Annotated in this window: 24 protein-coding genes; 20 read left to right on the top strand and 4 right to left on the bottom strand. The window is 60.3% G+C overall.

The window, feature by feature from the left end:
• Positions 1-93: 93 nt before the first annotated feature.
• Positions 94-861, top strand: a complete 768-nt coding sequence (locus tag ACTJKQ_RS00920; RefSeq protein WP_440595714.1) for a type III pantothenate kinase — start codon at positions 94-96, stop codon at positions 859-861.
• Between the two features lie 192 nt (positions 862-1,053).
• Here ACTJKQ_RS00920 and ACTJKQ_RS00915 read toward each other — a convergent pair whose 3' ends face one another.
• The 3 genes from ACTJKQ_RS00915 to ACTJKQ_RS00905 all read right to left on the bottom strand — a co-directional run bounded on the left by ACTJKQ_RS00915 (position 1,054) and on the right by ACTJKQ_RS00905 (position 3,384).
• The gene (locus ACTJKQ_RS00915; protein ID WP_440595713.1) at positions 1,054-1,830 is read right to left on the bottom strand and encodes a hypothetical protein; all 777 of its coding nucleotides are present in this window, start codon (positions 1,828-1,830) and stop codon (positions 1,054-1,056) included.
• Positions 1,831-1,886: 56 nt separating this feature from the next.
• The gene (locus tag ACTJKQ_RS00910) at positions 1,887-2,549 is read right to left on the bottom strand and encodes a TetR/AcrR family transcriptional regulator (protein ID WP_015012420.1); all 663 of its coding nucleotides are present in this window, start codon (positions 2,547-2,549) and stop codon (positions 1,887-1,889) included.
• Between the two features lie 229 nt (positions 2,550-2,778).
• Positions 2,779-3,384 (bottom strand): phasin family protein, encoded by a 606-nt coding sequence (locus ACTJKQ_RS00905; RefSeq protein WP_121507617.1) that lies wholly within the window; start codon positions 3,382-3,384, stop codon positions 2,779-2,781.
• A 227-nt stretch (positions 3,385-3,611) separates the two neighbouring features.
• On the opposite strand from ACTJKQ_RS00905, the gene ACTJKQ_RS00900 reads away from it, so the two are divergent.
• From ACTJKQ_RS00900 to rfbC, 5 genes are all read left to right on the top strand, one after another.
• The gene (locus ACTJKQ_RS00900) at positions 3,612-5,597 is read left to right on the top strand and encodes an SDR family oxidoreductase (protein WP_260666210.1); all 1,986 of its coding nucleotides are present in this window, start codon (positions 3,612-3,614) and stop codon (positions 5,595-5,597) included.
• A 110-nt stretch (positions 5,598-5,707) separates the two neighbouring features.
• Positions 5,708-6,802, top strand: coding sequence for a dTDP-glucose 4,6-dehydratase (gene rfbB / locus ACTJKQ_RS00895; protein ID WP_440595712.1), 1,095 nt, complete (start codon positions 5,708-5,710; stop codon positions 6,800-6,802).
• On the top strand, positions 6,799-7,689 hold the full coding sequence (gene rfbD / locus ACTJKQ_RS00890) for a dTDP-4-dehydrorhamnose reductase (protein ID WP_440595711.1): 891 nt from the start codon (positions 6,799-6,801) through the stop codon (positions 7,687-7,689). Before rfbB ends, rfbD begins: the two co-directional genes overlap by 4 nt.
• 14 nt (positions 7,690-7,703) lie before the next feature.
• Entirely contained in the window at positions 7,704-8,588 is an 885-nt protein-coding gene (gene rfbA / locus ACTJKQ_RS00885) for a glucose-1-phosphate thymidylyltransferase RfbA (RefSeq protein ID WP_440595710.1), read from the top strand.
• Between the two features lie 12 nt (positions 8,589-8,600).
• Positions 8,601-9,146: a dTDP-4-dehydrorhamnose 3,5-epimerase gene (gene rfbC / locus ACTJKQ_RS00880; protein WP_440595709.1), complete on the top strand. Its 546-nt coding sequence runs from the start codon at positions 8,601-8,603 to the stop codon at positions 9,144-9,146.
• Positions 9,147-9,163: 17 nt separating this feature from the next.
• Here rfbC and ACTJKQ_RS00875 read toward each other — a convergent pair whose 3' ends face one another.
• Entirely contained in the window at positions 9,164-10,918 is a 1,755-nt protein-coding gene (locus tag ACTJKQ_RS00875; protein ID WP_440595708.1) for a hypothetical protein, read from the bottom strand.
• Between the two features lie 467 nt (positions 10,919-11,385).
• Between ACTJKQ_RS00875 and gspE the strand changes: the two genes are divergently transcribed.
• From gspE to ACTJKQ_RS00805, 14 genes are all read left to right on the top strand, one after another.
• Positions 11,386-13,107 carry a type II secretion system ATPase GspE gene (gene gspE, locus ACTJKQ_RS00870; protein ID WP_395458049.1) on the top strand — a complete coding sequence of 574 codons (1,722 nt, stop codon included), beginning with the start codon at positions 11,386-11,388 and terminating at the stop codon, positions 13,105-13,107.
• On the top strand, positions 13,100-14,356 hold the full coding sequence (locus ACTJKQ_RS00865; protein ID WP_056059459.1) for a type II secretion system F family protein: 1,257 nt from the start codon (positions 13,100-13,102) through the stop codon (positions 14,354-14,356). Before gspE ends, ACTJKQ_RS00865 begins: the two co-directional genes overlap by 8 nt.
• A gap of 28 nt (positions 14,357-14,384) precedes the next feature.
• Positions 14,385-14,840, top strand: coding sequence for a type II secretion system major pseudopilin GspG (gspG, locus tag ACTJKQ_RS00860; RefSeq protein ID WP_056059457.1), 456 nt, complete (start codon positions 14,385-14,387; stop codon positions 14,838-14,840).
• A 25-nt stretch (positions 14,841-14,865) separates the two neighbouring features.
• The gene (locus tag ACTJKQ_RS00855) at positions 14,866-15,315 is read left to right on the top strand and encodes a type II secretion system protein (RefSeq protein WP_056059455.1); all 450 of its coding nucleotides are present in this window, start codon (positions 14,866-14,868) and stop codon (positions 15,313-15,315) included.
• Positions 15,312-15,713: a type IV pilus modification PilV family protein gene (locus ACTJKQ_RS00850; protein WP_395458055.1), complete on the top strand. Its 402-nt coding sequence runs from the start codon at positions 15,312-15,314 to the stop codon at positions 15,711-15,713. Before ACTJKQ_RS00855 ends, ACTJKQ_RS00850 begins: the two co-directional genes overlap by 4 nt.
• Positions 15,710-16,372, top strand: a complete 663-nt coding sequence (locus ACTJKQ_RS00845; RefSeq protein WP_395458057.1) for a prepilin-type N-terminal cleavage/methylation domain-containing protein — start codon at positions 15,710-15,712, stop codon at positions 16,370-16,372. The genes ACTJKQ_RS00850 and ACTJKQ_RS00845 overlap by 4 nt, the downstream gene beginning before the upstream one ends.
• A gap of 17 nt (positions 16,373-16,389) precedes the next feature.
• Entirely contained in the window at positions 16,390-17,229 is an 840-nt protein-coding gene (locus ACTJKQ_RS00840) for a general secretion pathway protein GspK (RefSeq protein WP_288851663.1), read from the top strand.
• Positions 17,230-17,249: 20 nt separating this feature from the next.
• Positions 17,250-18,548 (top strand): PilN domain-containing protein, encoded by a 1,299-nt coding sequence (locus ACTJKQ_RS00835; protein WP_440595707.1) that lies wholly within the window; start codon positions 17,250-17,252, stop codon positions 18,546-18,548.
• On the top strand, positions 18,545-19,105 hold the full coding sequence (gspM, locus tag ACTJKQ_RS00830; protein WP_395458060.1) for a type II secretion system protein GspM: 561 nt from the start codon (positions 18,545-18,547) through the stop codon (positions 19,103-19,105). The genes ACTJKQ_RS00835 and gspM overlap by 4 nt, the downstream gene beginning before the upstream one ends.
• The gene (locus tag ACTJKQ_RS00825) at positions 19,102-19,764 is read left to right on the top strand and encodes a hypothetical protein (protein ID WP_288851660.1); all 663 of its coding nucleotides are present in this window, start codon (positions 19,102-19,104) and stop codon (positions 19,762-19,764) included. The genes gspM and ACTJKQ_RS00825 overlap by 4 nt, the downstream gene beginning before the upstream one ends.
• Positions 19,765-19,823: 59 nt before the next feature.
• Positions 19,824-22,253 (top strand): type II secretion system secretin GspD, encoded by a 2,430-nt coding sequence (gspD, locus tag ACTJKQ_RS00820; RefSeq protein ID WP_440595706.1) that lies wholly within the window; start codon positions 19,824-19,826, stop codon positions 22,251-22,253.
• Positions 22,254-22,360: 107 nt separating this feature from the next.
• Positions 22,361-22,747, top strand: a complete 387-nt coding sequence (locus ACTJKQ_RS00815) for a hypothetical protein (RefSeq protein WP_056060003.1) — start codon at positions 22,361-22,363, stop codon at positions 22,745-22,747.
• 188 nt (positions 22,748-22,935) lie between these two features.
• Positions 22,936-24,693, top strand: coding sequence for a cell surface protein (locus tag ACTJKQ_RS00810; RefSeq protein ID WP_288851657.1), 1,758 nt, complete (start codon positions 22,936-22,938; stop codon positions 24,691-24,693).
• Between the two features lie 86 nt (positions 24,694-24,779).
• The gene (locus ACTJKQ_RS00805; protein WP_056059439.1) at positions 24,780-25,712 is read left to right on the top strand and encodes a peptidylprolyl isomerase; all 933 of its coding nucleotides are present in this window, start codon (positions 24,780-24,782) and stop codon (positions 25,710-25,712) included.
• The last annotated feature ends 93 nt before the right edge of the window (positions 25,713-25,805 follow it).

Below are 25,805 nucleotides of genomic sequence, written 5' to 3'. Positions count from 1 at the left end.
TTTTTCACAATTGGGGGGCCGGGGAGAGGTGGTGCCTCCGTAGCTGTCGCCCTCGGGCAGGGGCGCATCGCAAAACTCGGGATAATCCGCCGCATGACTTTTCTGGCCATCGACGTCGGTAACACCCGTCTCAAATGGGCGTTGTACGACGCTCCCCGCCCCGGGGCTGCGCTCATTGCGCATGGCGCCGAGTTTCTCGACCACATCGACCGCCTGGCCGAAGGCAGCTGGGCCTCGCTGCCCCATCCGACACGCATGCTGGGCTGTGTGGTGGCGGGAGATGCGGTCAAACGCCGCGTACAGGAACAGATGGAAATCTGGGACGTCACCCCCTCGTGGGTGGTGTCATCGGCGCAAGAGGCGGGGTTGACCAATGGCTACGACCACCCCTCGCGCCTGGGCTCCGACCGGTGGGTGGCCATGATCGGCGCACGCCACCATGTGCTGGCAAGCGGCCCTGCACGGCCGCTGGTGGTGGTGATGGTGGGCACGGCCGTGACGGTGGAGTGCATCGACACCGAGGGCCGCTTCATGGGCGGCCTGATCCTGCCCGGCCACGGCATCATGTTGCGTGCGCTTGAAACCGGCACGGCCGGCCTGCACGTGCCTACGGGCGAAGTGCGCCCGTTCCCTACCAACACCAGCGATGCGCTGACCAGTGGAGGCACCTACGCCATCGCGGGGGCCGTGGAGCGCATGTACCAGCACCTGTTGCAGCACTGCGGCCAGGAGCCTGCCTGCATCATGACCGGCGGCGCCGGCTGGAAGATGGCGCCCAGCATGACGCGGCCGTTTGAGCTGGTGGACAACTTGATTTTTGACGGACTTCTGGAGATTGCAGCGCAGCGGTTTGGGGGCTGAGGGCTTTTGAGCTCCGCATCCATAGCAGCGCGACACGGCAATCTACTGCAAACCTCTGTGTAAAACTGGCGCTGCGCAAGCCAGAGACACCGAGCAAGGGCCGTCCCGCAGCGAGGGTGTCGTCCCCCTTCCCGAATGGCGTAGCCAGTCGAGAGAAGGGGGAAGCGGCAAAGCCGCTCAGGGGGATGCCTCTTACTCTTCTTCCAGTTCCGCCCGTGCCATCTCCACATCCAGCCGCTCCATGGCATCCATGGGTTCCGCGGTGGCGGCCTTTTCGTAGAGCGCAGTGGCTTCCTTCATCTTCTTGTCGCCTTCCAGCATGACGAGGGCATTGGCGTACTCAATCATGGCGATGGCCGATCCCGGGTTGAGCTTGAGGGCCTCCTGGAACAGCTTGAGGCCCGTGTCCTTCTTGGCGCCATAGGTCATGCCGCCAATCAGCGAACCCACCTTGTCGATCACCTCCGCATGGAAGGCACCCAGCGCAATGCGCGCATCGGCGTGTTGGGGCGACAGGGCGATGGCCTTTTCCAGCGACTCCTTCACCTTGCCGCCCAGGCCCTGCGCCAGCGCCTTGGCCACGCTGATGCCCTGGCTGTAGCGGCCCAGCGCATACGCATGCCAGTACCAGGCGTTGGCGTTGTTCGGTTCTGCGGCCGCCTGGGCCTCGGCCCTTTCGGCCACCTGCATGAACAGGTCCAGCCGCGTCTTTTCCTTGGGCTCCAGGTAGTTGGCGTAGATGGAGGTGGCCTTGTTGGCCGCAGTCATGCCCGCGCCACCGGCCGCCAGGCCTGCAGCCGCCGCTTTCTCAAAGTCGCCGTTGTGGAACAGCGCCCACGCTTCCAGCACGGCTGCGTCCTTGGGGCAGGGTTCGGCATCACCGCCATGCAGTCGTGCCCATTGCTTCTTGACGCTCGCAGCGTCGAACTGGTAGTCGCCGGCGTGGGGGAAGGGGGTCCATTTGGCCATGGTGTGTGTCTCCGGAAGTTCTTGTGGTTGGGTGTCTGTGGTGGGCCGTCTCTGTATCAGCCAGGCACTGCGGCGTAGGCGCCGACCAGCTCCAGCAGGTGGGCCCGCTGGCCGCTTTCGAGGTAGGGCATGAGCAGGTTCAGCACATGGTGGGCTCCGCGCAGCAGCGCGGCCTGGGCGCTTTCAGGCTCCAGCGCGCGGCGCGGGTCGCGCACGTATTCAAAACTGAGCCAGTAGGTGAGCACCACGACCATGCTCGTGGCGGTGGCCTCCAGCTCGCGCGAGTCGATGTGCAGCGCGTCTGCGCGCCCCATGCCATCGAGCATGGCGCGCACGGCGCGGGTCTTGTTCTTGAGGATGGCCTGGAAGTGGGTTTCCAGGCGCCGGTTCTTGGACAGCAGGTCGTTGAGGTCGCGGTACAAAAAACGGTACTGCCAGATCAGCTCGAACAGCGAGTGCATGAAGAACCAGGCGTCCTCCACATTGCGCACACCGTCTGCTGCGGCCAGCAGCTCGGTGAGCGAGGCTTCGTAGCGATCAAACAGCGCGTTGATCAGCTCGTCCTTGGCCGGGTAGTGGTAGTACAGGTTGCCGGGGCTGATGCGCAGCTCGGCCGAAATCAGTGTGGTGGAGACGTTGGGTTCACCGAACCGGTTGAACAGGTCCAGCGTCACTTCCAGAATGCGTTCTGCGGTGCGGCGTGGCGCTTTCTTCACCATGTGTGCGGGCCCCTTCGCGTCGTTGTGTGTCGTTGTTGCGTTGTCTCTGATGGCTACTCTAACCCACGCAGTCATGCTGCAGTGCGACATGAGCAAAGGGCGCGCGTGCAGCATCCAGATTGCTTGTAGCGCACTTCATGGGTTTCACCAAAAAAAGAAAAGCGGTCCAAACGCCTTGGCGCGTGGACCGCTTGGAGCGGGCTGGGTGCTTGCCGGTGGCAAGCCGTGATCAACTGGCCGATGGCGTGCTGGTGGCTGCGTCGGCAGCGGCACGTGTCGCGGTCTTTTTGGCCGCAGCCTTCTTGGCGGGGGCCTTGGTAGCGGGCTTGGCGGCTGCCTTTGCAGGAGCCGCCTTCTTTGCCGCTGCCTTCTTGGCGGGAGCCTTGGCTGCGGGTTTGGCGGCTGCCTTGGCAGCAGCTTTGGCGGGTGCAGCCTTGCTGCCCTTGGCCAGGGCGTCCACACGGGCGCTCAGGGCTTCCAGGTCGCGGGCCGAGGGCACGCCCAGCTTGGCGAGGGCCTTGGCCACGCGGTCTTCAAAGATGTTTTCGAGTTTGTCCCACTGGCCCTGGGCCTTGGAGCCGATGTCGCTGGCCATGGTGGTCACGCGGCTGGTGGCTTCGGTGATCTTTTCTTCGGCCACGGCCTGGGTCTTGCGCTGGATGGTCAGGCCTTCCTTGACCAGGGCTTCAAACACCTTGCCGCCTTCTTCCTGTGCCTTGGAGAAGGCACCCAGACCGGCCAGCCAGATCTGCTGGGCGGAGTCCTTGACGGTGCTGGACAGTTGGGCGTTGCTCTTTTTCTTGTCGGCGCTGAGTTTCTGCAGTTTCTTGACCATGGGGCCTCCGTTGTGCGGTTGGTTGGGTTTGCCGGGGCGGGTTGCCTTCGACGCATGGCCGCACTGTACGCCGCACGGCGCGACAGGTGTAGGCGCGCGCTCCTAAAAATGTAGAGCGTGCCATCTAGCGGGGGCGTTCGCTGGCCGCCTAGCATCGGCGCGGGTTTCTGCTGAATCGGTGCGCGCAGGCCTTGGGCAAGAATGAAGCCATCTCAGAGGAGTTATCCATGCAGTATTTCGTGACGGGGGCAACGGGGTTCATTGGCAAGCGGCTGGTCAAGAAGCTGCTGGAGCGCAAGGGGGCGGTGGTGCATTTCCTGATCCGCAAGGAAAGTGCGGACAAGGTGGCCGACCTGCGCAGCTTCTGGGGCGTAGGCCCTGCACGCGCCGTCCCCGTGTTTGGCGACCTCACCGCCAAGAAGCTGGGCGTCTCGGCAGACGACGTGAAGAAGCTCAAGGGCCAGATCGACCACTTCTACCACCTGGCCGCGGTGTATGACCTGGCTGCTGACGAAGAAACCCAGGTGGCCGTGAACATCGAGGGCACGCGCAACACGGTGGACCTGGCCAAGGCGATTGATGCCGGGCACTTCCACCATGTCTCGTCCATCGCGGCCGCAGGTCTGTATGAAGGTGTGTTCCGCGAAGACATGTTCGAGGAAGCCGAGGGCCTGGACCACCCGTACTTCCAGACCAAACACGAGAGCGAAAAGATCGTGCGCCAGGACTGCAAGGTGCCCTGGACGGTGTACCGTCCGGCCATGGTGGTGGGCGACAGCACGACTGGCGAGATGGACAAGATCGACGGCCCCTACTACTTCTTCAAGCTGATCCAGCGCCTGCGCCAGTTGCTTCCGCCCTGGATGCCCACCGTGGGCCTGGAAGGGGGACGCGTGAACATCGTGCCGGTGGACTTCGTGGTCAACGCCCTCAACGTCATCAGCCACCAGAAGGACATCACCAAGAAGTGTTACCACCTGGTGGACCCAGTGGGCTACCGCGTGGGCGATGTGCTCGATATCTTCAGCCGCGCAGCCCATGCGCCGCGCATGAACCTGTTCGTCAACGCAGCGTTGCTGGGCTTCATCCCCAAGAGCGTGAAGAAGAGCCTGATGGCACTGGCGCCCGTGCGCCGCGTGCGCAACGCGGTGATGAAGGACCTGGGCCTGCCCGAGGACATGCTCACCTTCGTGAACTACCCCACGCGCTTTGATTGCCGCGAAACGTTGGCCGCGCTCAAGGGCTCCGGCGTCACCTGCCCCAATCTCAAGGACTACGCTTGGCGGCTGTGGGACTACTGGGAGCGCAATCTGGACCCCGAGCTGTTCATCGACCGCACGCTCAAGGGCACGGTGGCGGGCAAGGTGGTGCTGATCACCGGTGGATCGTCCGGCATTGGGCTGGCGGCGGCGCACAAGTTTGCTGAGGCGGGTGCGACCACCATCATCTGCGGGCGTGACCAGGACAAGCTGGACGAGGCCTGTGCCGAGGCAAAGGCGAAAGGCTACAGCTTCATCGCGTACTCGGCCGACATCGCCGACATGACCGACTGCGATCGCTTTGTGCAGCTGCTCATCGACAAGCATGGCGGTGTGGATTTCCTGATCAATAACGCGGGCCGCTCCATCCGCCGCGCCATCGAGTCGAGCTACGACCGCTTCCACGATTACGAGCGCACCATGCAGCTGAACTACTTCGGCTGCCTGCGCGTGACCATGGGCTTCTTGCCTGGCATGGTCGAAAAGCGCAAGGGCCATGTGGTCAACATCAGCTCCATTGGCGTGCTCACCAACGCACCCCGCTTTTCGGCCTATGTGGCCAGCAAGGCGGCACTGGATGCCTGGACGCGTTGTGCCTCCAGCGAGTTCGCGGACCAGGGCATCACCTTCACCACCATCAACATGCCCCTGGTGCGCACGCCCATGATCGCGCCCACCAAGATCTACAACAACGTACCTACGCTGAGTCCTGAAGAGGCAGCGGACATGATCGCCCAGGCCTGCATCTTCAAGCCGGTGCGCATCGCCACGCGCCTGGGCATCACCGGCCAACTGCTGCACGCCCTGGTGCCGCGCGTGGCGCAGATCACCATGAACACGAGCTTCCGCATGTTCCCGGATTCCACCGCCGCCAAGGGCGCCAAGGATGCCAAGCCGCAGTTGTCCGCCGAGGCGGTAGCGCTGCAGCAAATGATGCGTGGCATCCACTTCTGAAGCTGCGCCGCCTTCCTCCAAGGGGCCCGTGTTGAACTCTGTTACCCAGAAGCTAGGCGGACAGGGATAATCACGGGCTTTGCCAAGTCGGCATTACATACAGCCTCCCTATGATTCTGGTAACTGGCGGCGCGGGTTTTATTGGCGCTAACTTTGTCCTTGACTGGCTTGCTGCGTCGAGCGAGCCCGTCGTCAACCTCGACAAGCTCACTTATGCGGGCAATCTGCACAACCTGGACGGCCTCCAGGGCGACCCCCGCCACATCTTCGTGCAGGGCGACATCGGCGACACGGGCCTGCTGGAGCGCTTGCTGGCAGAGCACCGGCCCCGCGCGGTGGTTAACTTCGCGGCCGAGTCGCATGTGGACCGCTCCATCCACGGGCCCGAGGATTTCATCCAGACCAACATCGTCGGTTCGTTCCGACTGCTCGAAGCCGTGCGTGCCTACTGGAGCGCGATGCCCGAGGGCGAGCGCGCGGCCTTCCGTTTCCTGCACGTGTCCACCGACGAGGTGTACGGGTCGCTGGCGCCCACCGACCCGGCCTTCGCGGAGACGCGCGGGTTCGAGCCCAACAGCCCCTACAGCGCCAGCAAGGCGGCCAGCGACCACCTGGTGCGCGCCTGGCACCACACCTATGGCCTGCCGGTGCTCACCACCAACTGCAGCAACAACTACGGGCCCTACCACTTCCCCGAGAAGCTGATCCCGCTGATGATCGTGAACGCCCTGGCCGGCAAGAACCTGCCGGTTTACGGGGACGGCATGCAGGTACGCGACTGGCTCTACGTGAAGGACCACTGCAGCGCCATCCGCCGCGTGCTGGAAGCCGGTGCCCCTGGCGAGACCTACAACGTGGGCGGCTGGAACGAGAAGCCCAACATCGAGATCGTGAACATGGTGTGCGGCCTGCTCGACGAGCTGCGCCCCCGCGCTGACGGCCAGAGCTACCGCACACAGATCACCTACGTGAAGGACCGTCCTGGTCATGACCGCCGTTATGCCATCGATGCGCGCAAGATCGAGCGGGATCTGGGCTGGAAGCCCGCCGAGACCTTCGATACCGGCATCCGCAAGACTGTGCAGTGGTATCTGGACCATGCTGACTGGGTGGCCAGCGTGCAGACGGGGGCTTACCGCGCCTGGGTGCAGACCCAGTATGCGCAGGAGGCCGCCACTGCAGCCGTCACGGACGGTGCTGCATGAACATTTTGCTTTTTGGCAAGGGCGGTCAGGTAGGCTGGGAGCTGCAGCGCAGCCTGTCGGTGCTGGGCACGATCACGGCGCTGGACCACGACAGCGCGGACCACTGCGGCGACTTTGCGAACCCGACGGGTGTGGCCGAGACGGTGCGCGCCCTGCGCCCCGATGTCATCGTTAATGCCGCGGCCCACACGGCGGTGGACAAGGCCGAGAGCGAAGCCGACTTCGCCCGCACGCTGAACGCCATTACCCCCGGTGCCATCGCGCAGGAGGCAGCCAAGCTTGGCGCCTGGCTGGTGCACTACAGCACCGACTACGTCTTCGATGGCAGCGGCAGCCGCCCCTGGCTCGAAACTGACACACCCGCTCCCTTGAGTGTGTACGGTCGCACCAAGCTCGAAGGCGAGCAGCTCATTGCAGAGGCTTGCGCAAAGCACCTGATCCTGCGCACCAGCTGGGTCTATGCGGCGCGTGGTGGCAACTTCGCCAAGACCATGCTGCGCCTGGCGCAGGAACGTGAGCGCCTGACTGTGATCGACGACCAGTGGGGAGCGCCCACGGGTGCCGATCTTCTGGCCGACGTGACGGCACATGCCCTGAGCCACTTGCTGCAGCGCCCTCAGGATGCGGGTCTGTACCACTGTGTCGCAGCCGGTGAAACGAACTGGAACGAGTACGCAAAGTTCGTGATCGCGCAGGCGCAGCTTGCGCAACCTGCTATCCAAATCAAAGCAAAAGAAGTCGCTCCCGTCCCTTCGAGCGCATTTCCCACTCCTGCCGTGCGCCCGCACAACTCGCGCCTTCATACCGGCAAGCTGCAAGCCACCTTCGGCCTGCAGATGCCCCACTGGCAAGCGGGCGTGGCGCGCATGCTGGCTGAAGTTCTCTGATCGGTACTCTCTACATGACGCTACGCAAAGGCATCATCCTGGCTGGAGGCTCCGGCACTCGGCTGCATCCGGCCACCTTGGCTATCAGCAAGCAGCTCCTGCCGGTGTACGACAAGCCGATGATCTACTACCCCCTGAGCACGCTCATGCTCGCGGGCATTCGGGACATCCTCATCATCAGTACACCGCAAGACACGCCCCGTTTTGAGCAACTGTTGGGTGACGGCAGCCAGTGGGGATTGAACTTGCAGTACGCAGTGCAGCCAAGTCCAGACGGCCTGGCGCAGGCTTTCCTGATCGGCGAAGCCTTTTTGAGTGGAGCTCCTAGTGCGCTGGTGCTCGGTGACAACATCTTCTACGGGCACGACTTCCACGAGCTGCTGAACAACGCCCGGCAGCGAGAAGTGGGGGCCAGTGTTTTTGCCTATCATGTGCAGGACCCTGAGCGCTATGGCGTGGCTGAGTTCGATTCCCGGGGCAAAGTGCTTTCTCTGGAGGAAAAACCAGCACAACCCAAGAGCAGCTATGCGGTCACAGGCCTGTACTTTTACGACGACCAGGTGGTTGAGATGGCCAAGAAACTTCAGCCCTCGCCGCGTGGAGAGCTGGAGATCACTGATTTGAACCGTCTGTATCTGGAGCAAGGGCAGTTGAGCGTAGAGATCATGGGGCGGGGTTATGCGTGGCTCGATACAGGTACGCATGAAAGTCTCCTGGAGGCGGGCCAGTTCATCGCCACGCTGGAACACCGCCAGGGGCTGAAGATTGCGTGCCCCGAAGAAATCGCCTGGCGTTCACAATGGATTGATGGTGCGCAGTTAGAGCGGCTATCTCAGCCGTTGGTCAAAAGTGGGTATGGTCAGTACTTGATGCGCCTGCTCAAAGACAAGATTTATTGATAGGCGCTGTTCATGCAAGCTACACGGTTGGCTATTCCTGATGTTGTACTGATCGAGCCCCAGGTATTCGGAGACGCGAGGGGGTTCTTCTATGAGAGCTTCAATCAACGGGTTTTCAACGAGGCGACAGGCACATCCCACCAGTTCGTCCAAGACAACCACAGCCGCAGCGCCCAAGGGGTACTGCGGGGGTTGCACTATCAGATCCAGCAGCCTCAAGGGAAGTTGGTCCGTGTAGTCAGCGGTTCGGTCTTTGATGTGGCTGTTGATATCCGCCGCAGTTCACCCACCTTCGGTCAATGGGTGGGGGCTGAACTCAGTGCGGACAATCATCATCAGCTGTGGGTTCCTCCAGGATTTGCACACGGTTTTGTCGTGCTCAGCGAAACGGCCGAATTTCTGTACAAAACCACGGACTACTATGCGCCCGCACACGAGAGGTGCATAGCCTGGAACGATCCAGTACTGGCCATCGATTGGCGGTTGACCGCAGAGCCGCGCCTGTCCGCCAAAGACGCTCAAGGGGTCGAGCTGTCTCATGCCGAGGTATTCCCCTGACGCTGGGTACCAAATCTCTATTGGCGCGGTGGATTGGCGGTACCTTGGCTCAGTGCCTGCCGCATTGACTCGTAGAGTGCGTCAGATCCGAACTGGGGGTTGTCTGGGTCGAACGAAAAGATGTTGTGGCCTCGTGCCACAAGCTTGCCCTCCCAGCGGGGCTCCATGAAAAAAGACAAAAATTCAGCCCCCCTGGCAGCATGCTGGTCCAGTGTGCGCTGAAGCGTCGGCGTATTCATGGCCTTGAGTGGGTGAAATTCCGTGACTCCGTAACCCCGGTGTCCCGTGGCCTTGTACCACTGTCCAAACGCCTGCCCGTAACTCGCATCTCCGTACAGGCTTACCCCGAGGCGTATTCCTTGTTGCTCGCGCAGCGACGCATCAATGGCGAACTTGTGAGCATCCCAACTAGGATTCGCGAAAGGAACGATCTGGTGTGTGTAGTGAGGTACGTTACTAAGACATGACTCATGAACTACATCGTTAAAGAACCGAAGGTAGTCCACCACCTGCTGTCCTCTGAACTGGTGCCACAACGGTACCAAGGGGTTGTAGTAGTAAGAGGATTCATCAACAGGCATGTCGATGCTCGCAGGGGGTGGCGGTATGGCGGTCGTACTGGGTGGAAGTGGTTGTTGAGGTAGCTGCTTGGGAGGTGTTTGCGCCCTGTCCATGATGGCAATGCGCCGCGTGCCGAGAGGTGTGAGGCGTCCCGGGGTCTGCTCCAGGAATACGTCGATGCGATGTATGCCGGCAGGCAGGCGTCGGAAATCCATGTCCAGTCGCCAGCCGGTGTCGGCGTTGCCAAACTCTGGCTTTGCTTTCAGTACATCCTGTCGCCCCTTGTCCACCGGCGTTTTGCCCACGAACACGCCGTTGCGAAACACATGCACCCAAGCCGGTCCCGATCCTTCGGTGCGCGAGACATAGGCCCATCCGGAAATGGGCAGGGTTCCTTGCGCAAAAGAATCGATGTGCTCGGTGTATCGCTGCAGTGATTCAACGCGAATGTCTTTGGAAGGAGGTATTACTTCGTCAAAAGAGGCGTAATCGGCCCCCACCGCTCGGTTGAGCTTTTCAACGCTTTGAAACTCGTCGCGCAGGAATGTACGAAATGCAGCAATGGATTGCGGGCTGTAATCGGTAACGCGGTAGGGGGGGGTGAATCCCATGCCACTTTCAAAATCAGGAAACAGGTGATGCAGTTCGCCTAGAAGAGTGACTCCACGAATTTTGGCGATGTCGTGTGCGGGTAATCGACACACCGCATCCAACATTGCGCGTGCAGCTTGAACGCGGCGCTTGGTCAGCTCCGTGTGAGGGGTTGCAAAAGTCCAGTTATGGATAGGCGCACCGTAGTAACTGCTTTGTACGAGGGGGCCGTCACGTGTTTGCGCAAGGTTGCCAGCATCCTGGGCCAGCGCCTTTTCCAGTGAGGCGTTTGTAGAGAAGTGTGTCGAAAACAGGTACAGGATCAAAGGCCGGTCGGTATCACGGATCGTTCGCACCAAGCGATCAACCATGGGGCTATCAATTTCCCAACCGCCATGGATGTCCTTGCGAAACAGTTGTAGCAAAGGTACTGGCAGTGTGTAACCCAGTGGATACGCGTTCTGTGCGCTGGACGAGGGGCGCAGCGTGGAAAGCGTTGATTCCACCAATGCCGCTGCCGAGCCTCGTGGGCCCATGCAACTGCGTTCTAGATCCCCCGTGTGGGGCTCCTGGGTGGTGTCTGTAGGCGCAGCAATGCACGTATCGATGGCGCCAATCATGGGTGCGAGCAGCATTGGCGCTTTGCTGTGCAAGTTGTTTTTCGTGTGGTTGTACAGCAGGTGTACTCCTGCAGCGCCTGCAACGAGCACGCAGCACGCAGCGAGGATGGTGGAAAGCGCCGTCGTGCGACTGGCTGGATTAAAAGGACTCATATTTGCATGCCTGGATCGGATTACCAAGTGCCGACGAATGTAAAGCACTGGCACTTGTGCACTTCTTAACTGATTGCGCAACGGTCGGGTGAAAGTGGGCTTTGCGTCAGTGTTTCATGGTGCAAAGCTATCTAATTTGTAGCGCTTGCGCCGGATCTGTGCTTCCACTGCCCATCGTGGCTCGGAAATGCATTCTGCAGGGGTGGGTGCTGGACTTGGCCGCAGCTACACTCCTGCCAACGCCTCTGTCGGACGGGGGCTCTTGCACGCCCATCGTTTTGGCCTCATGTCGGGGGGCTATATCAACATTTTTCATGACGACAAATACACTTTTGGTCGAGCCGGCCGGCGAGGTCATCGACTCGCGCCCCCGGATTGGCGAACTTCTCGTTCAGGCCGGGAAACTCTCGTCGCGTGACCTGGAGCGCGCGCTATCTGCCCAGCAGGAAATGGGCGACATGCTCGGACGTGTGCTGGTTAGGCTGGGACTGGTTTCCGATGGTGATGTGGCCGGCGTCTTGTCCGTGCAGCTGGGTGTTCCATTGGTGCAGGCGGAAGGTTTTCCTGACCTCATGCCGGAGGTTGAAGGGTTGCTGCCTGAGTTTCTTCAGGCCCATGCCATTTATCCGCTGCGCCTGGAGGATGGTGTCTTGCACGTCGCCATGTCTGTGCCGCAAGACGCGTTTGTGGTCAAGGCGCTCCACCTTGCTACAGGCCTTGCGATTCGGCCTCACCTCGCTCTAGAAAGCGATATTGAAAGAGCGCTTGTCGAACCGGTTGAAGAACCCGAGGATGCTGACGACGGCTTTGGCGACGGACTGGATGGTGGTGACTTTGTCGAGCATCTCAAGGATCTCGCCAGCGAGGCCCCTGTCATCCGCTTGGTCAATACCATTATCGGTCGCGTGATTGACTTGCGTGCCTCTGATATTCACTTGGAGCCATTCGATGATGGTTTGCATGTTCGCTATCGCGTTGACGGTGTGATCCACCCCGGTGAACTGGTACCCCCACGCCTGTCTGCAGCTGTCAATTCGCGCGTCAAACTCCTGGCGCACCTCGACATTGCCGAGCGCCGTTTGCCGCAGGATGGCCGTATCAAGACACGTGTGAAGGGCCGTGAACTGGATTTGCGCGTGTCTACCGTCCCGACGGTTCACGGCGAAAGTGTGGTTATGCGGGTCCTTGACCGGGCCAGTGTGCGGCTGGAACTCGAAAAGATGGGTTTCGAGAAAGACACGTTGGCGCGCTTCAACCATTTGCTGGCTCGCCCACACGGCATTTTGCTGGTCACTGGCCCTACCGGCTCAGGCAAGACCACCACCCTGTATGCAGCCTTGGCCAAAATTGACGCCAGTGAGCAGAAAATCATTACTGTCGAAGATCCGGTGGAGTACCAACTCGAAGGCATCAACCAGATCCAGGTCCACTCGCAGATCAATTTGACATTTGCAAATGCGCTGCGCTCCATACTCCGTCAGGATCCGGACATCATCATGATCGGTGAAATGCGTGACGGGGAAACAGCGCAAATTGCCGTGCAGTCCGCCCTGACGGGCCATTTGGTGCTGTCCACGCTGCACACCAACACCGCCGCTGGTGCGGTGATTCGTATGCAAGATATGGGTGTAGAGCCCTATTTAATCACCTCCGCTGTCAACGGTGTTTTGGCCCAGCGCCTGGTCCGCACACTTTGCGAGCATTGCAAAGAGGCGTACGAGCCGGGCGCTGAGGTGCGCGAGAGTACCGGGTTGTCGCGCTTTTGCGCCCCTGGAAAACTTGTGTACAGGGCGGTTGGCTGTGAGCAGTGTCGTCAATCGGGCTACCGGGGGCGCACGGGCATTCATGAGCTGCTCCTGATCGATGAACCCATGCGTCGAGCCATCATCGAAGGGCGTGATGCCAATGTACTTAACTCGATTGCAGCCCAAAGCGGCATGCTCAGCCTGTATGAGGATGGCCTGCGAAAGGTTGCTGCAGGCTACACCACACTCGATGAGTTGGCTCGGGTGACGCAGGACCAGTCTGATGCCTGAGTTCGCATGGCGAGCCGCCAACAGTGCGGGCAAAGTCGAAGAAGGGCGCCTGACCGCGTCCACTCCTGCCCAGGTGCTCAAGCAATTGCGCGATCAAGGCATGACGCCACTGCATATCGGTGATGCCAGTGCAGCGGCGTCTCTGTCTGATGCCTCCGGTCAGGCCCATTCCTATGGAGGCTTTGCGCGCCCCAAGGGACGCCAGGCCAGGGGGCCTGTTACTTCGCCAGATGTTTTGGCTCTTACATCTGAATTGGCCATCATGCTGCGCGCGGGATTGGCGCTCGACAACGCTTTGCGAGTGCTCATCGACATGAGCCACAAGCCCAGTGTCGCCACTCTGGTGCAGGGCATTCTTGACGCAGTCAAAGGCGGTACGCCGCTCAGTCGTGCATTGGCGGCCCACAGAGACCTGTTTGGCGATTTTTATATCAACATGATCCGGTCTGGCGAAGCCAGTGGCCAGATGTCTGCAGTGCTCGATCGCCTGGTTGAGCATATGGAACGTCAGCGCGCATTGAGGGAGAGTGTTATTTCGGCGACTATTTATCCAGCCATCCTGCTGGGAGTGGCTGTACTGTCGCTGATCGCCATGCTTGGTTTCGTGGTACCGCAGTTTGAGAAGTTGTTCACTGATATGGGCGATGCGCTGCCGGTGCCTACGCGTCTCGTGATGGGGTTGGGGCATGCGTTTACCCAGTATGGTCTGGTGATGGGACTCGTGTTTGCGGGTGTGGGGGTAGTGGCACTACGCTGGCTCAAGTCACCTGCAGGTCGCCGTTGGTGGCAAACGTTGGTTTTGCGCTTGCCACTCATGGGGCCCCTTGCACTCAAATACCAACTGACTCTGTTCTCTCGTTCCCTTGGGACGCTGCTCGGTAACGGCGTACCAATGCTAACGGCGCTTCACATCGCCACAGAAACCGTGGGCAACACTGTGCTTCAGCAAGCGCTTGGGCGAGTGGCGCCTATCGTCAAAGAGGGGGGGAAAGTCGTGCAGGCCATCACGGCCACTGGCATTTTTGCGCCGTTGGCCATCAACCTCATTCGTGTAGGTGAGGAGACGGGGCGCATTGGACCCATGATGCTGGAACTGTCGAATATATTGAACCGGGAGGTCGAAACTGGCATCAAACGCCTGTTGACGCTCGTCGAGCCAGTGCTCATTCTGGTGCTTGGCGTGCTGATCGCGGCCATTATTGTTTCCATCTTGCTCGGAATTCTGTCCATCAATGACCTCGCCATATAATTTTTGTTTGTCCAAGGATTCCTCTCTCATGGTGAGTACAAGTGTTGGCCGCGCTCGCGGCACCGTGTTTGCGGCCCGGCGTTCGCGAGGCTTCACGCTGATTGAGTTGCTGGTGGTGCTGGCAATCCTGACGCTGCTGGCAGGCCTGGTGGGGCCCCGTGTTCTAGGGCAACTGGGTGGGGCCAAGTCCAAGACAGCGGGCGTGCAGATCGCCGATCTGGACAAATCGCTGGAGCTTTTCAAGCTCGATGTGGGGCGCTATCCAACCACTGAAGAAGGCTTGGATGCTCTGGTCAAGCGTCCTGGATCTGTCAATGGTTGGTCCGGCCCTTACCTCAAGGGGGGGGTTCCCTCCGATCCTTGGGGGCGTCCTTACAAATACGCAAACCCTGGCCCGAATGGCGGCATAGAAATTCTCTCGTTGGGGGCCGATGGGGCATCCGGCGGTGAGGGTGAGAACGCCGACATTCGCAACACGCCCTGAGTGCATCTCCTCGGTTGGATTCACCGTGCGGCGTGAACGCGGCTTTACGCTGGTTGAGTTGCTTGTAGTGTTTGGCATCATGGCACTCGTCATCGGGTTGGTGCCTGTGGCCTATGAGCGCATGCGAGAGGCATCGCAGTACCGTGATGCCGTACGCTCTATGTTCAATCAGTTGCGCTCGGCCCGCGCCACGGCTGTCAGTGAGGGCCGTGAGGTCCGCTTCACGGCAGACTTGGCTCGACGCCGCTATGGCGTCGAAGGTATGGAAGTCAAGGCTTTGCCTGAGCCGCTGCAGTTGCGTGCAGTCGTAGCAGACCGCGAGATTGGCCCTCAGGGGCTGGTGTCTATCCGGTTTCTTCCGTCCGGTGGTGCCACTGGCGGCAGCATAGAAATCCTGCGCTCTCCTGGCTCTGGAACGCGCTTGCGGGTGGACTGGTTATCCGGAAGAGCCACGCAGGAAGCATTGCTGCCATGAGGGCATCCAAGAGGCAACGTGGTCTCACGTTGCTCGAATTGTTGGTCGCGTTTGCCATCATGGCCATGTCGCTGGGCTTGCTCTACCGAGTTATGGGTGGCAGTGTTCGCAGTGCTGGGGACATAGAACGCTACCAGCGTGCAGTCGTCCTTGCCCAATCACTGTTGTCGTTGCGCGATACAGTGCCCGAGGGCGGGTGGCAACAATCGGGCGAATCGGCCGGTTACCTTTGGCAGATCCAGTCCGTACCTTTTGCCACTGGGCTGTCGGGCCCCAACATTCCGGCGCTGCATGAGGTGAGTATCTCAATTACCTGGTCAGAGGACCGGCGTCCGCGCAGTTTTGATCTCACCACTTTGCGTCCTGAGCGCAAGCCCCCAGTACAGGTCCGCCCGTGATACAGAGTTTTATAACTCGTCGATCCGAAGAGCGAGGCTTTACTTTGGTGGAGCTCTTGGTCGTCATGACGTTGCTTTCGCTCGTGATGGTGGCTATGGCGTCTGCCTTGCGCACGGCATCACAAACGGAGGAGCGGGTGGATGTTCGCCTGCAGCGCGTGGATGATTTGCGCACCGTCAGTGGTTTTCTGCGTTCGATATTAGGACGAGTTTCTGCCCAAAAGATCGGCACCCCTGTGGCTAATGGTGCAAGTCCTTATTTTTTCAGTGGCTCGGTGTCGTCCATGAGTTGGGTTGGCGTCATGCCCGCCCGCTATGGAGCTGGTGGCCGGTACCACTTCCGACTCGAGTTAACAGATGCCGGGATCCTATTGTTGCAGTACATGCCTTGGGAGGGTGCAGCTGTGCTGCCTGATTGGGCCTCGGGAGAGAGTACGCCGCTTCTTGCCGGGGTGACGGGGCTGACGTTTCAGTACGAGGATGCCGCCGTCGAGCCTCCTGATTGGTCTGCCCCATGGACGATAACCGACCGATTGCCTGATCGGGTCTCGATTTCAGTGCGGACGAATTCTGGTCCCTGGCCAGAAATTGTCGTGCCGTTGAGGGTTTTGCCGGGTAGCGATCCTAGGACGAGCGGGCCTGTGTTTGGAGGTACCTGAACATGGCTCGAGATAGCGTGAATCTGCCTGTGCGTAGCCAGCGTGGCATGGCATTGTTGGCGGTGCTGTGGATCGTTGCGGCCTTGAGCATTATTGCGACGGGGACCATGCGTACCGTACGAACAGAAAGCCGCGCCATTGTGCAAGCTCGGCAGCAAGTGGAGGCGCAGGCACTGGGTGACGGTGCCATTCAGATGGCCTTGCAGGCGCTCGTTGCAAACAATCAGCCCCTGACGAAGGCTACCTTGACCGAGATTGCATACCGTAACGTCACCATGCAGGTACAGGCGATGCCTCTGAACGGGCTCATCGATATCAATATGGCGGGGTTGCCGCTGTTGGAGCGACTCCTGTCTGTAGCCGGCGGGCTCCCTGCTGAAGCAGCGCAGGCAACAGCCCAGGCCATAGTCCAGACGCGCATGCGCCGAGACACCAGAGGCGGCCCCCAGCGCTTTGAGGCAGAAGAGGACCTACTGCGAGTACCCGGTGTTGACTACGACCTCTATGCTAAACTGGAAGGCGTTTTGACCGCAGACTTGCAGGGTTCGGGGCGTGTGAACCCACTGGCGGCACCCGTCGAGGTGCTTGCGGTTCTGGCTGGCGGCAACACAGCTGCTGCTACGCAGATTGCAATGGCCCGAGATGCGGGCCAAATCGGCGTCGACACCACGGCATTAGATGGTAGTCTGCTGGATGCATCTGTATCCCGCCGCGTTCGAGTCCAGGCTCGCGTGCCCTTGGCCGATGGGGGGTACGTGCGCGTCTCGCGCAGCGTTGACCTCAATGCCCGCACACCTAATGGCGCGCCTTGGCACACCTTCCGGACTGCTGTGCGCCTTGAGCCCCGTAAATCGTAAGCCCCCGATTCATCTACTAAATGCCAACCATTCAAACCGACGCCCGTTTTCTGGGGCTTGACCTGAGCGCCTTGGGGCGTAGCGTCCGACAGGCGTGGTCGGACATGCAGGGCTCACCGCCGTTTTCGTGGCTCACTCCGGATGCTTCTGTGGTTCTGCTCCAGCAAGATGGTGGTGAGTCGCTGTGGAGGGGAGGCTCGCGTCGCGGCGTGAGCGGCAAGGGCATCCAGGCGCCATTCGTAGCAGTGGAGTTGCCCGACGAATTGCTGTTGCGTCGCACTTTGACAATCCCTGCCATGGGAGAGGTTGACACCGCAAGTGCAGCCGCACTTCAGGTGCGTACGGTCAGTCCCTTCATTGAGCAGGACCTTGTGTGGGGCTATCGTACCCGGCCTGGTGCAGCGGGTGGGGCGAAATTTCTGGATCTCGCATTGGCGTCCCGTAAGCAGATTGCGCAGTATCTTGAGGCGCAAACTAAGCGCTTGGCGGGCAAGACTCCAGAGGTCTGGGTAGACCTGGCTGCAGGGGCTCCCATCGTCTTCAATGGTTACGGCGAAGGAGCTCGGCTTGCTTCGGGCGCGCGAGGGCGATGGGCTCGTTACGGTCTTTTGGCCTCTGCGCTGATCTTGATGGCGGCCATTTTTGTAACTCCTACTTTGCAGTTGCGGGCGCGTGCTATCGAGGCTGTGGGTGCTTATGACGACGTCGTGCACCGCACGCCTGCTTTGGTGAAGGAGCGCGAAGTGCTCATGCAGTCGGTAGAAAAGCTCAACGTATTGTCGGAGCTGCTTGCAGGCCGTGTGGAGCCGATGAGAGTGCTTGATCGGCTTACTAAAGTGCTGCCCGACGACACGGCTCTCCAGGGGGTCACGCTCAAGGGGCCGAAGGTCACGATCACGGGCTTGACTGCCAATGCCTCTGCACTCATGCAGATCCTTGGCGAGCAACCAGGTATTCGCGATGTTCGTGCACCTACCCCCACTACGCGTGTTGCGGGCGCGAACTCCAAGGAAAACTTTGTCATCGAGTTTTCGCTTGACCCGCAAGAGTTTGGGGTTGCCTTGGTACCTCAACCTGCGGCCATGACGGCATCAATGCCTGCTTCAACCGTTACATCCGCAGCTCCTGCAGGAGTTGTGAACGCTCCGTCTACCCCGGTGGCTAAGCCTGCCTCCGCACCAAGCGCCGCTGCAAGTGCGTCGACGGCTACCGCTCCGCCCGCCGCCCCGGGCGCTCTTGTTCCCGTGTTTGGCGGAAGTCCGCCCCAAGTGCCTGCAAAGTCTTCCTCGGCAAAACCCGAGCGCAAAGGAGCTCCATGAACACGCTCGCAGTACGCCGAACGGCACTTGTTGTGCTGCTGCTGGCCGTTGTACTGCTCCCTGTCATTGGCGGAGCGGTGTATGTGCGGACCAAACACGCCTGGGGTAAGGAGCGTCTTGCGCAGATTGAACCCCGGTATGCGCGGCTGCTGGGGCTTGAATCGCAACGGGGCGAACTCGAAGCCGCACGCCAAAGAGCAACCGAGTTGCGCGCGCAGTACGTGTACCCTGCAGCTTTGGACGGAACCCAAACAGGCAACCAGGCTCAGCAAAAGGTGCGTGACCTGTTTTCATCCGCAGGGCTGCAGGTCATTACCAGCCAGGTTCTCCCTCCGAAGGAAGAGAAAGGTTTTGACCGTATTCCACTCGTCCTGCGTGCAGAGGGTGAATTTCTGGGTTTGCAAAGCGCGTTGGCAGTGCTTGGTGCTCAGCAGCCGGTCATTGTGATCAATGAATTGGATGTACAGGTATTGGGAGGGCTGGCAAACATCAACCCCAAATTGCCTCCGCGCCTGTCGGCGCAATTCACTCTGAGCGTGCTGAGAGAGCGGCCATGAAGAAATACTCGCTGCATGTTCTGTTGTTCGTCAATGCCGCATTGGCATTGGTGTTGGCGAGGCTTTGGATTGATTCATCGGGGCACCTGCGCAACATTCGCTGGCAAGCGCCGGCCCCGCAGACAGCGGACTATCCATCTATGGTGCCGGCGCTGCCGCGTGCGGTGCCGACCGATACCTCCCAGTTCATTGCGATGCTGGATCGGCCTGTTTTCTCGCCCACGCGGCGTCCTCCGCCTCCGCCCCCGCCGCCAGAGGAAAAAGCGCCAACTGACAATCTCAGCACTGCGCAACTCTCAGGGCTCTTTTTGGGGGATGGCGACGGAGGTGCCATCATCCAGATTGCGGGCAAGCACAGGCGCGTCAGGTTGCGCGAGGTGGTCGAAGGCTGGGCGCTTTCGGCCATTCAAGACCGCAGTGTTACCTTTACGCAGGGCGGGCAGAGTCGAGTGCTCCAGCTGCCGCGTGCAGCATTGACCACGTACACCGGTTTGCCCCCCAGTGCGGGCACAGCTGCCCCGCCGGTCGCTCCTCGGCCGGCTGCGGCGCAGAATTTGCCGCCATCACCCGCTAACAACGGTACGCCTGTTCCGCAACCGACGGCGCGTCCAACCGGGCGCCCGCTGGTGCCCGTCTTTGGCGGTAGCGCACCGCAATAACACAAACTGCTCGCCCCGCGCCGTGTCCAACTTCACCCCACAAGGGCTTGTGTAACTCTATGACTTCCACCCGATTTGTACTGACCGCCATTGCCCTTGCGGCTGCTCAGGCGGCACTAGCTCAGGATGTGCAGCCCGCTTCTGTAGAGGCTGCCCAGCCGCCTGCTGCGCGCACCCAGGCCCCTACCGCTCCGCGAGGCGCGGTCGCTGCGCCAGACGCGCCCGGTGCGGAGGTTGCTCCTTCCTCTGCCAGTCCGTCGCCCAACACTGCGCAACCCCGCTACATTCAGGGCAACGATCAGGTGTTGGCGCCCGCGCGGCCGGTTTCACCTATTGAAGGGGCTCCGCTCTCGTTCAATTTTGAGGAAGCGCCCGTTGCCGAGGTGGCTCGAACGATTTTGGGGGACATCCTCAAAATTCCTTACGTGCTGCACCCGCCGCTTGCCGGAACTGTCACCCTGTCCACGCGCACCCCCATCCAGCCAGACCAGGCTGTATTTTTGCTGGAAAGCGCATTGCAGGCCAATGGGCTTGCCATGGTGCGGGACGTACGGGGCACGTACCACGTCGGCAAAGCCGATGCACTCAAGAGCATCGGTAGCGCCGTACGCCAGTTCGCGGGCGGTAGCGGCGCACCCCTGCCTCCAGGGTATGGAGCCATCGTAGTTCCGCTGCGCTTCATTGGGGCGGGGGAGATGGCTACTATTCTCCGGCCGCTGGCACCCGCCGACGCCATCGTTCGTGTGGACAATGTGCGCAATCTGCTGGTGCTTGCCGGCACCCGCAGTCAGGCGGAGGGTTGGCTGGATCTCGTCAATACGTTTGATGTGGACCTGCTCAAAGGCATGTCCGTGGGGCTCTTTCCGCTGAAGTACGCCACCATCAAGGAGGTCGAGGCGGCCTTGCGGCTGGTCAGTGGTTCGGCCCAGGCGCCGGCGGGCGCTCCCAGCGGTTCCTCCCTGGCAACCACGGCAGGCGCAGCATCTGTGGCTTCGGGCGCGTCCGCAGCGGCTGCCATGCTGGGCGAGGGCAACCCGCTGTTTGGAGCCCTGCGAGTCATGCCGGTGGAGCGGCTCAATAGCATCTTGGTGGTGACACCTCGCGCTGCTTACCTGGAAGAGGCGCGCAGATGGATCGAAAAGCTCGACCAACCCAGCGACAACGGTGCCGAAGCGCAATTGTTCATCTACCGTGTCCAGAATGGCAATGCCAAGCATCTGGCCAGTGTGCTGTCCGGCATCTTTGGTTCCAGCCAGACCAACACGGCCACAGCCAACAGCGGCGTAGCTCCGGGTCTGGGTGGGGCGGCGGGTACGTCACAAGTGCAATCGCCCTTTGGCGGCACAGGCTCTGCATTCGGCAATAGCGCCTGGGGCAACTCCGGCAATACCGGCTACGCCACGACGAACCGCACCGGCTCGACCATGAGTGGCTCTAGCGCCTTTGGTAATACCAACTCCTTCCAGAACCGCAATAGCCAAACAGCAAACACCACATCCCAGGGCATGGTGGCAGCCAATGTGGGCGGGGTTCGCGTCATGGCGGACGAGCTCAACAACTCCATCCTGGTGTGGAGCACGCGCGCCGAGTTCCAGAAGATCGAATCCACCCTGAAGCGGCTGGACCAGCCGCCCACCCAGGTGCTCATCGACGCGTCGATCATCGAAGTCACGTTGAATGACACGCTGCAATATGGTCTGCAATGGGCCTTCAGCGGCGGAACCGGGGGGGGCAACACCGGGGTGGGGCAGCTGTCCACCAATGACAAAAACCCAAACAACAGCGGTAGCCTCAATGTCATCGCCGGTGCGGGATTCACTTACTCGTTGATCAATTCGGCCAGCAAGGTCCGGGTGATCCTGAATGCGCTGGCCAGCCAAGATCTGCTCAAAGTGGTGTCCAACCCATCGTTGATGGTACTGGACAATCACACCGCGATGATGGCGGTGGGCGACCAGGTACCTGTGCTGACAAGCACCACTGATTTCCTCAACAACAGCAACGTCTCGACGAGCACCGTCCAGTACCGCGATACCGGCGTCAATCTGGCTGTCACTCCATCGGTGAATGCGGGCAACTTGGTGACCATGCAGATCGACCAGAGCATGACCGATCAATCTACTTTGACGGGCGCCAACAATCAGCCGATCTTCCTGCAGCGGCAAATCAGCAGCAAGGTGGCCGTGCGCAGTGGCGACACCATTGTTTTGGGGGGGTTGATCAAAGACAATCGCTCCGCGGGGAAAAGTGGCGTTCCTTTGCTCAAGGATGTGCCGCTTCTGGGCAACTTGTTCAGTAACACGACCAACACCGGTAAGCGAACCGAGCTGTTGGTGGTTTTGAGCCCCCGGGTGGTCCGCACCGACCCCGAGATACGCGAAGTGAGTGAAGACTTACGTGATCGCCTGCGAGGGCTGAACATCATTGAAATGCGCGATGGAGCCAAGGCGCGCCCTGCTCCGGCAGTGCAGTCCGTCAGTCCGCAGTAACTCGCGTGGTAGTTAGTGTTAGTAATCAATCAAACGTAGATTGTTAATAGAAGGAAACCATCAAGATGAAGACTCTTTCGTGGATTCGCCAGCGCCAACCTCTCTGGATGCCCGCGCTGGCCACAGTGGCTGCCATGGCGTTGGCTGGTTGCGCTACTTTGGCGGCTCCGCCAGAGAAGGTGGTGGAGAAGCGCGCCACCGAATACTGGAAGGCGCGCATTGCCGGCGATTACGCCAAGGCCTATTCGCTGTCCACACCCGCTTACCGCAAGCTGCATACTGCCGAGCAGTTTCGTGCGCAGTTCGGTGAAGGCGCATCCTTGCAAGGTGCAGAGCCGATCAATGTCACTTGTGAGCCAGAAAAATGCACGGTGCGCATCAAAATCAGTGCCGCACCTGCTCTGGTGGGCATGAATTTGGGTACCATTGCAACCCACCTGAGTGAGACTTGGCTGTTGGAAGACGGCCAGTGGTGGCGCTACCAAGATCTGTAAGCGATTGAGGCAGCTCCCTTGCAGGCCAAGGGGATGATGTTTGGGTTATTTGGGACTGTTGTATTTGATCAACAAACATCAGCAGGCCCTCTTAATCAAGTGTAGTTCCCAAGAGCGCTGTGCTACGATTCTCTAGCGTAATCAATCGTGGTAGTTGCGCTTACCAACTTTTTAACTGGAGTTCTTGTATGAAAAAAAATGTGATGGCCCTGAGCATTGCTGCCATGATTGGTGGCCTGGGCTTCGCGGGTGCTGCGTCGGCTGACGTCGTCGTCGGTACCGATGCAGCCCAAACTGCTGCTACCTACGCCGGCAAGATCATTGCCAAGCCAACGGCAACTGCTCTGGCAGTGACGGCTGGTGGTGTGGGCCACGCTCTGGTGGTGCCTTACTTCAATGCGCAAAACGGCAACATGACCGTGCTGCACATCACCAACACCGACCAAACCAACGGTAAGGTCGCCAAGGTGCGTTTCCGCTCCGCTTCCAACTCCGACGACCTGCTGGACTTCCAGGTTTTCCTGTCGCCTGGCGACGTGTGGACGGCTGCTGTGACGGCTGACGCCAATGGCCTGGCCCAAATCACCACCGCAGACAACACCTGCACGGTGCCCGCACTGACCACCCAGTCCTTCAACAACTCCACCAGCCGCCTGCCTGGCTACCTGACGGAAGCTCAGCGCACTGCACTGACCCGCGAAGGTTACGTGGAAGTGTTCAACGTGGCTGACATCACGGCTCTGAAGTCTTTCGACACCAACGGTGCTCTGAATGCTGCTGGTCCTAACCGCTCCCCTCTGTACACTGCTACCAAGCACGTGTCTGGCGTGGCTCCTTGCTCTGTTGCCGGCTCTACTGCTCGTTCGACTCTGAACGCTGCCGCTATCGCCGACTACACCACTGAAGCTCAAGTGGCTGCTGCTGGCCTGGACAGCCCCACCGGCGGTCTGATGGGTGACTGGTACATCATCAATGTGCCCCAAACCACCGTGTTCTCGGGTGCTGCAACTGCTATCGCCGCCACCGTTGGTGCTGGTGGCGCGAATGGCGTGGGCAACTTCCGTCACTTTGCACAGCTGGGCAACAGCCTGGTTACGGGCAGCGCTGACGGTGCAAACGGCGTGACGGCTGATCCGTTGTTCCGTTCTGCGAACGTGTTTGATGCAACGGGTGCTGTTGTCGCTGCAGCTGCGCTGCCGATGCTGAACTACGACGCGCCTGACATGTCTACGCCTTTCTTCGGTGCGGCTACCTCTGCTAATACGCTGGCACAAGCGACGAACCTGCTGACGGCCCTGGCTGTGAAGTCGGTGACCAACCAGTACGCTCTGGACGCATCGATCACCGCGAAGACTGACTGGGTGTTCTCCATGCCCGCACGTCGTTACAACGTGGCTGCCAACTACGCAGCTGTGACTGGCACGAGCGGCGCTACTGGCCCAACGTCGTCCAACGCTAAGTACCGTCTGTTCACTGACTTGAACGCTTCCGCCACGCAAGCTGGTGAGTGGTTCTATCCTGCAGTGAATGGTGCTGTTTACGCTACGGGTGGCGGTACCTACAAGGCTGGTGGCAACACCACTGTGGACACCAACGGCAACATCTGCGTGTTCGCCGATGGTCAAAAGTTCTTCGACCGTGAAGAAACCTCTGCTACTGCAGGTCCAGTGTTCTCGCCTGGTACCGCCAGCTCCGTTTCATTCTGCGGCGAAGTCAGCGTGCTGGCCTTCTCTGACACGGGCAACTCCGTGTTGGGCGCTTCGGTTGCTCGTAGCACCATCACTTCCGGCATCTACACGAACGGCTGGGGCGTGATCGACACGACCAACGCTGCTCAAGGTCTGCCACTGCTGGGTAACTCCTTCATCAAGCTGACCAACCCACAAGCTGGTGTCGGCGTGTCGGGTACCTACGGTATCTCTTGGCCACACCGCTACACGAAGTAATTCGTGGGCACTTAATCGCGGCAACGCGATCCAAAAAAGGCGGGGGATTCCCCGCCTTTTTTTCATTTCATATCTCCTTTTTATCCATGAAGCTTCTGACTACAACTTGCATCTCGCCGCTGCGCGGTATTACCTTGGCTGCTGCTTTGCTCGCCTGTGGTTCGATGGCCCAGGCAGCGGGCCCTGTGCCCTTGACTCAGGGCGGGAAATTTGCCATCACCAGCGTTGATCTGGAGGCAGATGCACTGATGCGCATGCCCGCGGAAATGCGCCCTATGGTGCTGGGCAACAAGCAGAGCGTGAGCCAAGTGGCCATGAATATGTATGTGCGCCGTGCCCTGGGCCAGCAGGCCTTGAAGGAAGGACTGGACAAGGACCCGCAGGTGGTTGCCATGCTGCAACTGGCGCGCGACAAGGTTCTGTCTGACATGATGCTGGCGCGCATTGATCAGCAGGCGGCACCCAGCGATGCTGCCGCCCTTGAAATGGCTCGCAGCATTTACCGTGCGAAGCCTGAACGCTTCCAGGTGGGCGAGCAGGTACAAGCGCGGCACATTCTCATTGGAGGGGTCACCCCGGAATCGCGTGCCAAAGCCGAAAAATTGCTTGCGGACATCAAGAAGGGTGGGGATTTCGCCAAGCTGGCAGAAGAGCACTCCACCGACAAGGGCAGTGCAGCTCGTGGCGGCGATCTGGGTTTGTTCCCAAAGGGCCGGATGGTGCCCGCCTTTGATGAAGCTGTCTTTGATCTCAAGAAAAAAGGCGACCTCAGTGGTGTGGTGGAAACCCAGTTTGGATACCACATCATCCAGTTGGAAGACCGCAAGCCGCCAAGCAATCGCTCCTTCGACGAGGTGAAAGATGAGTTGCTCAAGGAAGTGCGCGCCAGCGTCACGCAAGATGCTCGCGTGAAGGCAGCACAAAAGCTGCAAGACGGTGTGGAGCCCAATGCCAAGGCCATTGAAGACTTTGCGGCAGGCTACGCCAAAGGAGCTAGCATCCCGGTGCCAGCCAAGTAATATGGGTAGCGGGCGGCCAATTGCCCAAGGCCTAATCGCCTGAAGCCAAGGCCAGACGAGCCACGGTGGGCGGCTGTCCGCCTGCAACCTTCT

The organism is Acidovorax sp. 22279, from assembly GCF_052045435.1.
GTDB classification, from domain to species: domain Bacteria; phylum Pseudomonadota; class Gammaproteobacteria; order Burkholderiales; family Burkholderiaceae_C; genus Acidovorax; species Acidovorax delafieldii.
This window is presented reverse-complemented; position numbering and strand designations above follow the sequence as displayed.

What these genes read in the sequence shown, in the direction of transcription:
- ACTJKQ_RS00920 (WP_440595714.1), top strand. Translation starts at nt 94, where the DNA reads ATGACTTTTCTGGCCATCGACGTCGGTAACACCCGTCTCAAATGGGCG.
- ACTJKQ_RS00915 (WP_440595713.1), bottom strand. Translation starts at nt 1,830, where the DNA reads ATGGCCAAATGGACCCCCTTCCCCCACGCCGGCGACTACCAGTTCGAC.
- ACTJKQ_RS00910 (WP_015012420.1), bottom strand. Translation starts at nt 2,549, where the DNA reads ATGGTGAAGAAAGCGCCACGCCGCACCGCAGAACGCATTCTGGAAGTG.
- ACTJKQ_RS00905 (WP_121507617.1), bottom strand. Translation starts at nt 3,384, where the DNA reads ATGGTCAAGAAACTGCAGAAACTCAGCGCCGACAAGAAAAAGAGCAAC.
- ACTJKQ_RS00900 (WP_260666210.1), top strand. Translation starts at nt 3,612, where the DNA reads ATGCAGTATTTCGTGACGGGGGCAACGGGGTTCATTGGCAAGCGGCTG.
- rfbB (WP_440595712.1), top strand. Translation starts at nt 5,708, where the DNA reads ATGATTCTGGTAACTGGCGGCGCGGGTTTTATTGGCGCTAACTTTGTC.
- rfbD (WP_440595711.1), top strand. Translation starts at nt 6,799, where the DNA reads ATGAACATTTTGCTTTTTGGCAAGGGCGGTCAGGTAGGCTGGGAGCTG.
- rfbA (WP_440595710.1), top strand. Translation starts at nt 7,704, where the DNA reads ATGACGCTACGCAAAGGCATCATCCTGGCTGGAGGCTCCGGCACTCGG.
- rfbC (WP_440595709.1), top strand. Translation starts at nt 8,601, where the DNA reads ATGCAAGCTACACGGTTGGCTATTCCTGATGTTGTACTGATCGAGCCC.
- ACTJKQ_RS00875 (WP_440595708.1), bottom strand. Translation starts at nt 10,918, where the DNA reads ATGATTGGCGCCATCGATACGTGCATTGCTGCGCCTACAGACACCACC.
- gspE (WP_395458049.1), top strand. Translation starts at nt 11,386, where the DNA reads ATGACGACAAATACACTTTTGGTCGAGCCGGCCGGCGAGGTCATCGAC.
- ACTJKQ_RS00865 (WP_056059459.1), top strand. Translation starts at nt 13,100, where the DNA reads ATGCCTGAGTTCGCATGGCGAGCCGCCAACAGTGCGGGCAAAGTCGAA.
- gspG (WP_056059457.1), top strand. Translation starts at nt 14,385, where the DNA reads ATGGTGAGTACAAGTGTTGGCCGCGCTCGCGGCACCGTGTTTGCGGCC.
- ACTJKQ_RS00850 (WP_395458055.1), top strand. Translation starts at nt 15,312, where the DNA reads ATGAGGGCATCCAAGAGGCAACGTGGTCTCACGTTGCTCGAATTGTTG.
- ACTJKQ_RS00835 (WP_440595707.1), top strand. Translation starts at nt 17,250, where the DNA reads ATGCCAACCATTCAAACCGACGCCCGTTTTCTGGGGCTTGACCTGAGC.
- gspM (WP_395458060.1), top strand. Translation starts at nt 18,545, where the DNA reads ATGAACACGCTCGCAGTACGCCGAACGGCACTTGTTGTGCTGCTGCTG.
- ACTJKQ_RS00825 (WP_288851660.1), top strand. Translation starts at nt 19,102, where the DNA reads ATGAAGAAATACTCGCTGCATGTTCTGTTGTTCGTCAATGCCGCATTG.
- gspD (WP_440595706.1), top strand. Translation starts at nt 19,824, where the DNA reads ATGACTTCCACCCGATTTGTACTGACCGCCATTGCCCTTGCGGCTGCT.
- ACTJKQ_RS00815 (WP_056060003.1), top strand. Translation starts at nt 22,361, where the DNA reads ATGCCCGCGCTGGCCACAGTGGCTGCCATGGCGTTGGCTGGTTGCGCT.
- ACTJKQ_RS00810 (WP_288851657.1), top strand. Translation starts at nt 22,936, where the DNA reads ATGAAAAAAAATGTGATGGCCCTGAGCATTGCTGCCATGATTGGTGGC.
- ACTJKQ_RS00805 (WP_056059439.1), top strand. Translation starts at nt 24,780, where the DNA reads ATGAAGCTTCTGACTACAACTTGCATCTCGCCGCTGCGCGGTATTACC.